The 9,439-nt window shown below is 64.5% G+C and carries 10 protein-coding genes; 4 read left to right on the forward strand and 6 right to left on the reverse strand.

Annotated elements, in window-relative coordinates; all coding sequences use genetic code 11:
* Positions 1 to 392: MFS transporter (locus tag WCB02_RS38915; RefSeq protein WP_423967573.1), on the forward strand; the 392-nt coding region annotated here is incomplete at its 5' end.
* Positions 393 to 451: 59 nt separating this feature from the next.
* Here WCB02_RS38915 and WCB02_RS38920 read toward each other — a convergent pair.
* Together WCB02_RS38920 and WCB02_RS38925 are read right to left on the reverse strand one after the other, a co-directional pair.
* A complete protein-coding gene (locus WCB02_RS38920; RefSeq protein ID WP_423967575.1) occupies positions 452 to 667 on the reverse strand; it encodes a hypothetical protein in 216 nt (71 codons plus the stop codon).
* A gap of 167 nt (positions 668 to 834) precedes the next feature.
* A complete protein-coding gene (locus WCB02_RS38925; RefSeq protein WP_423967577.1) occupies positions 835 to 1,110 on the reverse strand; it encodes a hypothetical protein in 276 nt (91 codons plus the stop codon).
* Positions 1,111 to 1,357: 247 nt separating this feature from the next.
* Between WCB02_RS38925 and WCB02_RS38930 the strand changes: the two genes are divergently transcribed.
* Positions 1,358 to 2,428 (forward strand): polysaccharide deacetylase family protein, encoded by a 1,071-nt coding sequence (locus WCB02_RS38930; RefSeq protein WP_423967579.1) that lies wholly within the window; start codon positions 1,358 to 1,360, stop codon positions 2,426 to 2,428.
* Between the two features lie 188 nt (positions 2,429 to 2,616).
* Here WCB02_RS38930 and WCB02_RS38935 read toward each other — a convergent pair whose 3' ends face one another.
* On the reverse strand, positions 2,617 to 2,937 hold the full coding sequence (locus WCB02_RS38935; RefSeq protein ID WP_423967582.1) for a hypothetical protein: 321 nt from the start codon (positions 2,935 to 2,937) through the stop codon (positions 2,617 to 2,619).
* A gap of 243 nt (positions 2,938 to 3,180) precedes the next feature.
* Here WCB02_RS38935 and WCB02_RS38940 point away from each other — a divergent pair, with 243 nt between their 5' ends.
* Complete coding sequence (locus WCB02_RS38940; RefSeq protein ID WP_423967585.1) at positions 3,181 to 5,547, forward strand: type IA DNA topoisomerase; 2,367 nt, start codon at positions 3,181 to 3,183, stop codon at positions 5,545 to 5,547.
* Between the two features lie 212 nt (positions 5,548 to 5,759).
* Here the strand turns inward: WCB02_RS38940 and WCB02_RS38945 are convergent, their stop codons facing one another.
* Complete coding sequence (locus tag WCB02_RS38945; protein ID WP_423967587.1) at positions 5,760 to 6,377, reverse strand: hypothetical protein; 618 nt, start codon at positions 6,375 to 6,377, stop codon at positions 5,760 to 5,762.
* A 353-nt stretch (positions 6,378 to 6,730) separates the two neighbouring features.
* Here WCB02_RS38945 and WCB02_RS38950 point away from each other — a divergent pair, with 353 nt between their 5' ends.
* Complete coding sequence (locus WCB02_RS38950) at positions 6,731 to 7,903, forward strand: MFS transporter (protein ID WP_423967589.1); 1,173 nt, start codon at positions 6,731 to 6,733, stop codon at positions 7,901 to 7,903.
* Positions 7,904 to 7,924: 21 nt separating this feature from the next.
* Here WCB02_RS38950 and WCB02_RS38955 read toward each other — a convergent pair whose 3' ends face one another.
* A complete protein-coding gene (locus WCB02_RS38955; RefSeq protein WP_423967591.1) occupies positions 7,925 to 8,914 on the reverse strand; it encodes an LLM class flavin-dependent oxidoreductase in 990 nt (329 codons plus the stop codon).
* 73 nt (positions 8,915 to 8,987) lie between these two features.
* Positions 8,988 to 9,439, reverse strand: a 452-nt coding sequence (locus WCB02_RS38960; protein WP_423967594.1) for an MFS transporter, incomplete at its 5' end; no start/stop codon positions are given.

The raw sequence follows: 9,439 nt of genomic DNA on the forward strand, positions 1-9,439 counted from the left end.
GCAGCGGGCCCTTAGTGGTCGAGATCGAATATCGCGTCGCGCAAGACAACGCGCGCGCCTTCCATCAAGTGATGCAGGACGTGCAGCTCAGCCGCCAGCGCAACGGCGCCTATGGCTGGTCGATCGCGCGCGACATCGCCGATCCGGAATTGTGGACCGAGCGCTATCACTGCCCGACCTGGCTCGATTACCTGCGCCAGCGCAACCGCTCGACCCAATCGGAACGCGCGCTGCACCAGCGGGCGATGGATTTTCATCTGGGGCCGGATCCGATCCGCATCCGCCGCATGCTGGAGCGCCCGTTCGGATCGGTGCGGTCGAAGGAGGATCCGCTGGAGCAGAGGCCGGCCGAAGTGCTCCCCGTGGTCGCCAGCGCCGCAGGCAGCACGTAACGCGAGACGGTCTCCTCCGTCGTCATTCCACGCCGCGAAGCCCGGAATGACAGCAATATTTACTGCCCGTGGTCAGTAAGTACTTTCTCGCAGCCCTTCGACAGCTTGGCACGGTTCTGCTGCAGGCAGGCCAGCACCACCTGATCACCCTCGCTCATATGGGCGCGGCAGAAACGTGAGACATCGCGGGCGCAGGCGTCATGCTCGTGCGAGCTCTGCGCCGAGGCGCCCGCAGCAATCAGGATAAAGGGGAGCGCGAAGAGAAACCTGGTCATTGTCACGCCTTTACGCTGGAGACCCTATGCCACGACCGGCGTTCTAGAGCGCGCCCAGCCGCACCGCAATTCATATATGCGTGGCAGGATTGTCGTCACATACCCGCTGCAGCATAACGACGCGGGCCTTCGCCACCCGCGCGCCACGCAATCTGCGCAAAGCCGCTTTACTCGGACTCCGCCAGTCTGCCGCCCTTGAGATCGCGATCCATCACGCTGCGGCAGCCGCTCGAGAGTTCAGCGCGGTGCTTCACCATGCAGGCGGTGATCTTCGGGATATTCGGGATCTCGGCGCTGCAGAGGCGGAACGCGTCGCCCGTACACATCTGCTGCGCTTCGGCGCTGAAGGCAAAGCTCGCCCTCGCGGACAATGCGGCAAGCGAGACGGCGAAGGCCAGCAGCAAACCGGCCTGGCGAACCCTGCTGGTGAAGGACGTGGTCATGTTCGGCTCCCAATGGCACCCGAGTACGGCGCGTTTCTGATGAGAGCGACGATGGGCCTAACGCACTGTTTCGACTGTGATGACCGTCACGCGGACGAGCCACTGTGTGATGCATATCACGAATACGGATGCGTTGGAAATCGTTGGCCGACGGCGGTGCGTTGGCAGGCCGTTAAGACTTCCTTTGCATTAATGGGACTTCTTGAAGTTGCGCATCCCAGTTGTTGCGTTGTTAAGGAGGGGTGACATGCGTAATCCATTCGGCCTGATGCTGGCCAGTGTCGTTGCGGCGCTCGTGATCGCCGGAGTCTGGTTCTGGACCGCTTCGCCGCGTGCGGATGCGGCGTCAGCGCCGCAAACCATCGCCGCCCACCTCGCCGATCCATTGCCCGCGGCAGCGCGACTCGGCGTCAGGAATGGCGTCAAGGATGGCGTCAAGGACACCCTCATCAAGGACGATGTCGAGGTCACGGCAGCGCTGTCGGCAGAGCCCGCAGCGCCCGCGCCGATCATCGCCCAGAAACCCGCTTGCGCCAATCCGGATGCGCTCGGGGTCAGCCGCGTGGTCGAGGTCGACACCACGGGCGCGCCAGGTTTCGGCTCGCAGCATTTCAAGCAGTTCGATTTCCTCACCGACAAGGAAGTGGTGCTGACCTTCGATGACGGCCCGTGGCCGAACAACACGCAGGCGGTGCTGAAGGCGCTCGACGATCAGTGTACCAAGGCGGTGTTCTTTCCGATCGGCAAGCATGCAACCTATCACCCGGAAATCCTCAAGCTGGTGCTTGCCGACGGCCAGACCATCGGCGCGCACACCTGGTCGCATGCCAATCTGAACGGCAAGAAGATGACCGAGCAGATGGACAAGGACGAGGTCGAGAAGGGCTTTAGCGCCGTGAAATGGGCGCTCGGCGGCGTCACGCCGCAGCCGTTCTTCCGCTTCCCGGAACTGCAGCACAATCCGGCGACCATGGCCTATCTCGGCACCCGCAACATCGCGATCTTCTCCTGCGATGTCGATTCCTGGGACTACAAGCGCGACAGCACGCCCGAGAAGGTCGTCAACACCGTGATGACCAGGCTCGACAAGCTCGGCAAGGGCATCATCCTGATGCACGACTTCCAGAAGCACACCGCCGAGGCGTTGCCGACGCTGCTGCGGCGGCTGAAGGAGGGCGGCTACAAGGTCGTGCAGATGAAGGCCAAGTTCACGATGGAGACGTTGCCGGAATATGACGACGCGCTTGCCCACGAACTGAAGCAGCCGACCCTCGCGTCGCGTCCGGTGTCGAGCGTGGTGCAGACGGTGTCGCAATAGCCAGGCGGCGATGCCTTGCCACGCTCGTGCGGCCTCCGCCAACATCGCACGTCATGGCGGGAAGCAACTTGTCCGCCGTGGCTCGAACGAGCGGAGGCGAAAGCAACCAAGCCATCGACTGTCGCCACGATGGCGCCAGAGATTGGATTGCTTTCGCTTCGCTCGCAATGACGCGTTGATGGCGGCCCTCACCAATAGACGCCGTGGCGATGCAATTCACTGATGACGCGGGCTTCGGTCCAGTAGGGCTTGTGCTTCGGCCTTGCGACCCGAGCATGGGATGGCTTGGCGCCCGCGTCCGCTTTCGGCTGCCCTGCCGGGGGCACGGAGGTGTCGACGGCGGCCGGACGCTCGACATATTTCGGCGTGTCGGTCGCGGCGGGTGGCGCCGGAGCAGGCTGGGCCGTGGCCGCATCATCATTGGCGGCGAGCGTGAGGCTGCGGGACTCGCCGGCCTGCGCGGCGGCGGACGCCAGAACCAGCGATGCGATCAGAACCAGTTTGCGCATATGAAATCTCCTCTTCGAACAGCGAGCCGTTTGGCTTGATCGGCACGCTAGGGGAGATCGGCCCGACCTTATGTGAGGCGGATCACGGAGCCCGCAGAGGTGCTCATCTTGCGTGGAAGCACAAACAGCGCGCTCTCCCGGGTCGCACGGCATTTTGCCGATCCGGCAAGTTCAAGTTGCCCGAACGTGTTGTTCATGTTATGTTCTTATCGCAAATCGAGCCGTTCTTTCCGGTCAATCGCCATGCCTGAGCAGATCGTCATCACCGAGAAAGCCAGCCAGGCAAAAGACGTCCGCGCCGCCGTCGGTGCCCGCTATGGAGTGATCCTCCCGGCCGAGGGCCATCTGTTCGACCTGCTCGAACCCGAGCAAGTCGTACCCGAGTGGAAGCGGTGGTCGGCGATCCTGCTGCGGCCTGAAGGGCTTTACGACACTCGCCCGGCGGAGGGCGGAAACAAGGCCGCCAAGCTCAAAGCGATTCGCGAGGCGTTACGCAGCGCCAAGCGGGTTTGGCTCGCCACCGACTGCGACCGTGAGGGGCAGTTGATCGGCCAGGAAATTCTCGAGCACTACAATTACCGCGGCGAGGTCATGCGGGTGCTGTTCACCGCGCAGGATTCGCAGACCATCCGCGATGCGTTCGGCCAGGCGAAACCAAATGCCGACTACGCCCGGCTTTACGCCGCCGCCGTCGCACGCCGGCAGGCCGACCAGATCTACAATTTGTCGCTCACCCGCACCGCGACCGTCATTCTGGGTCGAGGCACGCGGAGAGTAATCGGGATTGGACGGGTGAAGACGCCGACCTTGGCCATCGTGTGCAAGCGTGAGCTGGAAATCCGCGACTTCGTGCCCGTTGCTTATTTCGAAGTCGTCGCGACAGCGAAGGTCGAAGGCGGCCAATTCCAGATGCGGCACGCGCCGCAGGACCGGATCGTTCGACGCGAGCTTGCCGAGGACGTCGTCAAGGCCGCCGACGGCTTTGCCGGCGCGCTCGCCGTCCGCGTCGAAGACAAGCGTCAGGGACCGCCCAGACTGCACGATCTGCCGTCGCTGCAGAAACTCTGCGGCTCGCGCTTCGGCTGGTCGGCCAGCAAGACGCTCGAAGTGGCGCAGCAGCTCTATGACGGCCAGGGCAAGAAGATCATCACCTACCCGCGCGCCGAGGTGCGCTATCTGCCGACGAGCTTGATGTCGGACGTGCCGCGGATCGTGGCGGGGCTGCGGGTTGGCCAATCGTTCGGCGCAATCCCGCTGCCCGAGCCTCTGGTCATCCGCAAGGGCGCGAGCGGCTTCTTCTACGACAAGGGAGTGGAGGGCGCGAGCCATCATGCCGTCATTCCCAATGTCAACACGATCGATCAACTGAGGGAAGTCTGGCCTCGCCTGTCGCCGGACGAGCGGAAACTGTTCGATGTCATCGCGCGGGCCTACCTGGCCGCCCTGATGCCGGATTTTCGCTACCGGCAGACCACCGCAACCCTCGACGTGCGCGGTTTCGAATTCCGCGCCGCCGGCCGCCAGCCGATCGATCTCGGCTGGCGCGCCGCATTTCCGGAGTGGCAACCTGCCGACGAAAGGAGCGACGAGGCGCAATTGCTGCCGCCGCTGCGCAACGGCGAGACTGCGCAACTGCAGGACCCCAAAATCGAGGACAAGGAGACCCGGCCGCCGCCGCGTTACAATGAAGGCACGCTGATCGAGGCGATGCAGAACGCCTGGCGTTTTGTCGATGATGAGGTGCTGCGCGAGCGTCTCAAGGAAGCCAAGGGCATCGGCACACCGGCGACCCGGGCCGAGATCATCGGCGGACTGAAGAAGCAGGATTTTCTGATGGCCCAGGGCAAAAATATCGTGCCCACCAAGGCTGGCCTGTCGCTGTTCGGCGTTCTCAAACAGGCCGATCCGGCGCTGGTCGACCCGGGCGTGACGGCGCAGCTCGAATGCCTGCTCGACGATGTCGTCGTCGGCAAGCAGGAAATGGTCGGCGCAATCGACGCCGTATGCGGTGTCGCGAAGCGGATCATCGGCAAGATCGCGGCAGGCGCCGCGACTGCTGGGCCTGCCTTGCTTGGCGCGTCAGCCGAAAATGCAGCCGACGCCTATCCGCCGACGCCGGCCATGAAGCGCTTTGCCGACAGCGTCGCCCGGCAAAAGGGCATCAAGCCGCCGCCTGGCTACAGGACGTCGATATCAATCTGCGGCGCGTTTCTCAGGCAGCACGCGCCGAAGAAAGAGAATGGCGAGAAACATAAAGGCGGAGCAAAAGACGAGACAAATAATGATGTGAATGAGGTGGCGCCAGCCGTGTCGATGGATTCCCACAAACGAACGAAACGCCGCAAGAACGGTCGCGGCGCCGCCTTCGGGCCGGCGAAATCAATTGCACCTCGATCGGCATCGCCGAGGAAGAGGTCGCCTCAGCGAAAGGCCGTGGCCGCGCCGGCTGCTCCCGCTCAGCCGAAGGTCGGACCTGGAACGCCGCTGCGAATTCCCTACGGCAACAAGGAGGTCGCCTTCAGGCTGGGCGCCCGTTATGGCGCGACGGGATGGTATGCCCCACCTGGCGTCGATCTGGCGGCATTCGGCGAGCGCGGCTGGCTGTCGTGACGCCGGCGACGAAAGCAGCCGCGCCCAAGCGAGGCAATTGGTCGACATGTTGAAGCGGCCCGCGCCGGATTTCATCCCTCCCCCTGCGCGCGTGGCGGGAGCGGAAAAAGAGCATACGGGAGCCGTGGAGAGAAAAAGCTGCATCGAGCCGCGTGGCGAAACTGCGCGTCTCGAACCGTGAGGCCCGATGCGATCTTGGCCGTGGAAAAATCTCAGGCCGCCGTCTCGAAGCCAAAACCGCCTTCGTCCAGATATTTCTCCAATTGCGCAATGCGCCGCCGGATCAGCGGCGGGTCTTCTTTCGGGCCGGGAATGTAGACTGGCTTGCCGTCGCGACCGAATCGAAACACCGCGTCGCTGGCGTCCGTGCTGACATCGCCAAAGATTCGCTCCACCGCGGTGAAGTCCCGATACTGTTCGAATCCGATCGATTGCGACCCCGCGGCGAGTTCGCGCAGCAGCTTGCGGGCATAGCTCGGATCGACGGAGATCGAGGGCGACCCGAGATTCGCTTTGGCCATGTACCCCTCGAAATCGTCGCCATCGATGGATGCGAACATCACATCCTTGATGCCGAGACAGAGCACGTCGATCAGGAAGGAGCTCAAAGCGAGATGATGATCGGTCGCGCCCCGCGTCAGAACCAGCGTTCCGATACCGATATCGAAAACCGATCTGGTCAGGAAGCAGTGTCGAATCGGCATCGCGGCCGCGCGAGCCACGCGTGCCGGCAGGCTTGCCTCGACTGCCTCTACCCGTCGCTTCTCCGCCACCACCTGTTTTCGCTTTTGCGCTTTCTTGGCCCGCTTCTGCGCCATGTTCGCCGCCATGACTCATCCTCGCGTGATTCGGACTCCAGATGACAAGGGCAAAGACGGCCGGTGGTGGAGAGGCGCCACGCGAATATTCCGGGGGCACGCCGGAGCGCAGGCAAGGCCAGACAGGCTTTCGCCACACCTGCGGGAGCGAATGACGGTTCCGCCTTCGTTCGCCGACCTGCGACGGATGCTTGCCTTGCATCCGAATCTGGAGGCTCCACCCAGGGGCAGCGCACCCCTCCCGCCTGCATGGCGTCCCGCCCAGTGTGCACTGCAACCGGAGCCAGATCTGTGCATTGATCCAAATCCGTGGGACGACCCTCCATATTGCGGCGCAGCATTGCCGCCCCAACAAGGAATCTTGCGTGATTTCTCGCCCTATCCTGGCGCTGGCAGCGGCGTCTTTCGGCATTGGCACCACCGAGTTCGTCATCATGGGCCTGCTGCCGGATGTCGCCGGCAGCCTGCACGTGACCATTCCGCAGGCCGGCTACCTGGTGTCCGGTTACGCGATGGGCGTGGTGGTCGGCGCGCCGATCGTGGCGATCGCCACGTCCGGATTGCCGCGCAAGACCGCGCTGCTGGCGCTGATGGCGTTGTTCATCATCGGCAATCTGGGCTGCGCGCTGGCGCCGAGCTACGGGTTATTGATGGCCGCGCGAATCGTGACGGCCTTTGCCCACGGCGCCTTCTTCGGCATCGGTGCGGTCGTCGCGAGCGATCTCGTGCCGCGCGAGCAGCGCGCGCAGGCGATCTCGCTGCTGTTCGCCGGGCTGACGCTCGCCAATGTGCTCGGCGTTCCCTTTGGCACCGCACTCGGCCAGGCCGCCGGCTGGCGCGCGGCATTCTGGGCCGTGGTCGCGATCGGCGTCATCGCCGGCCTCGCCATTGTCAGGTACATCCCAGCCGGACTGCCTGGCAACCGCGGCGGACTGGCGCGTGAATTCCGCGCGCTCGGCCGCTGGTCCGTGCTGTTGCCGATGCTGATTTCGACACTCGCCTCGACCAGCATGTTCAGCCTCTTCACCTACATCACGCCGCTATTGGAAGACGTCACCCAAATCTCACCCCGCGGCGTCTCCGGCGTGCTGCTGATGATCGGGGTCGGGTTCACCGTCGGCAACCTGGTGGGCGGCCGGCTCGGCGATCGCAACCTGCTGCGCACCATCGTCGGCGGCTTCATCGGCCTCATCGCGGTGCTGGTGGCGCTGTGCTTTGCCAGCCGCTCGATCGTGCCGACCTTGCCGCTGCTGATCCTGTGGGGCGGCCTCGTCTTTGCGCTGGTGTCGCCGCTGCAGATCTGGGTCGTGGACGCGGCAACCGATGCGCCGAACCTGGCCTCGACCCTGAACCAGGGCGCGTTCAACCTCGGCAACGCCACCGGCGCCTGGCTTGGCGGCATCGCGCTGACCGCGGGTGCAAATTATCAGCAATTGCCGCTGCTCGGCGCGCTGGTGGCTGTGATCGCGCTATCTTGCGCCCTGACGACACTTTTCAATCCACGGGTGATGCCGGTGGCGATCAGGCCGGCCGAATAAGCCCGACCGATACGCAAACGATCAAGTCGCCATCCCGGCGGTACCGGCGATGAGCTCGAAGGATCGCAACCGCGTTGCGTGATCGTAGACATCGGATACGATCATGAGCTCGTCGGCGGCCGTTTCCGCAACCAGCGCATCGACACCGGCACGAACCGTCTCGGGCGAGCCGATGATGGAGCGGGCGAGCATGCCCATCGCCTGGGCTTTTTCCGCGTGCGACCAGTAGCTTTCAATGTCGTCGATCGGCGGCTGGCTGAGGCCGCGCGCGCCGCGAAAGATGTTGGTAAAGGACATCTGCTGCGTCGTCGCCAGCCGGCGCGCTTCGTCATCGCTGCCGGCGGCGATGATGTTGACGCCGACCATCGCGTAGGGACGCGCAAGCTGTTCTGACGGCCTGAAGCGGCTGCGGTAGATCTGCAGCGCCGGGATCAGCAGTTCGGGGGCGAAGTGCGAGGCGAAAGCATAGGGCAGCCCGAGTTCGGCCGCCAGCATCGCGCCGAAATGACTGGATCCCAGAATCCACAACGGCACTTCGGTTCCTGCGGCCGGCACCGCCCGGATCCGTTGATTTGGACCGGCTGGCGCCAGGAACGCCTGCAGCTCGAGAACGTCCTGCGGGAAGTTGTCGGCGGCTTCCGGCGTGCGGCGCAAGGCGCGCAGCGTGAGCTGGTCGGTGCCGGGTGCGCGGCCCAGCCCGAGGTCGATCCGGCCTGGAAACAGTTGCGCCAGCGTCCCGAACTGCTCGGCGATGACGTAGGGTGCGTGGTTGGGCAGCATGATGCCGCCCGCGCCGACCCGGATGGTTTTCGTGCCCGCCGCGATATGACCGATCACGACCGACGTCGCAGCACTCGCGATGCCCGGCATGTTGTGATGCTCGGCCACCCAGATGCGGCGATAGCCCCAGGCCTCGGCATGCACCGCCAGGTCGCGGGCGTTGTCGAGCGCGCCGCGCGCATCGGTGGCTTCGGTGACGCGGACGAGATCGAGGATGGACAGTGCCGTCATGGGAACTCCTGAGCGAAACCTTTTGCCCCAATGACGCCGCCCGAGATACGAGGACGAGGGCAGACCACGGCCGTCATGATTGCATCGATGGTCGGGTTTTCCCGACCGGGCCGATCAGCATGGCGGCACTCGCCGCTGCCAGCAAGCAGATGACTGCGCCCAACGCTGCGGCGACATCAAACGCTGAAAGCAAGGCCGGTCCGGATGACGCCAGCACGGGTCCAATCAGGGCCGTCGCAACCAATCCGCCGGTGCGCGCCACCGCGCTGTTCAGCCCGGATGCCGCACCCGTGTGGCTGCCGTCGACGGACATCAGCACCGCCGTCGTGAGCGGGGCGACCGCGCAGGCCATTCCGAGAGCGATCACGATCATCGCGGGAAACACCCCAAGCCAATAGCTCGTAGCGGATCCGATCCGCAGCGTCAGGAGAAAGCCGGCCGCGACGATGACCGGTCCTGTCATCAGCAGCCGTCGCGGACCTATCCTGCCCGCCAGCGCACCGGCGGCAGGCGACGCCACGGCGA

It is taken from the genome of Bradyrhizobium sp. (assembly GCF_049581145.1).
Taxonomy (GTDB): Bacteria; Pseudomonadota; Alphaproteobacteria; order Rhizobiales; family Xanthobacteraceae; genus Bradyrhizobium.

Excerpts from the sequence above, each read along its gene's own strand:
- WCB02_RS38945 (WP_423967587.1), bottom strand. The coding sequence starts at position 6,377 with ATGGCGGCGAACATGGCGCAGAAGCGGGCCAAGAAAGCGCAAAAGCGA.
- WCB02_RS38940 (WP_423967585.1), top strand. The coding sequence starts at position 3,181 with ATGCCTGAGCAGATCGTCATCACCGAGAAAGCCAGCCAGGCAAAAGAC.
- WCB02_RS38920 (WP_423967575.1), bottom strand. The coding sequence starts at position 667 with ATGACCAGGTTTCTCTTCGCGCTCCCCTTTATCCTGATTGCTGCGGGC.
- WCB02_RS38930 (WP_423967579.1), top strand. The coding sequence starts at position 1,358 with ATGCGTAATCCATTCGGCCTGATGCTGGCCAGTGTCGTTGCGGCGCTC.
- WCB02_RS38955 (WP_423967591.1), bottom strand. The coding sequence starts at position 8,914 with ATGACGGCACTGTCCATCCTCGATCTCGTCCGCGTCACCGAAGCCACC.
- WCB02_RS38925 (WP_423967577.1), bottom strand. The coding sequence starts at position 1,110 with ATGACCACGTCCTTCACCAGCAGGGTTCGCCAGGCCGGTTTGCTGCTG.
- WCB02_RS38935 (WP_423967582.1), bottom strand. The coding sequence starts at position 2,937 with ATGCGCAAACTGGTTCTGATCGCATCGCTGGTTCTGGCGTCCGCCGCC.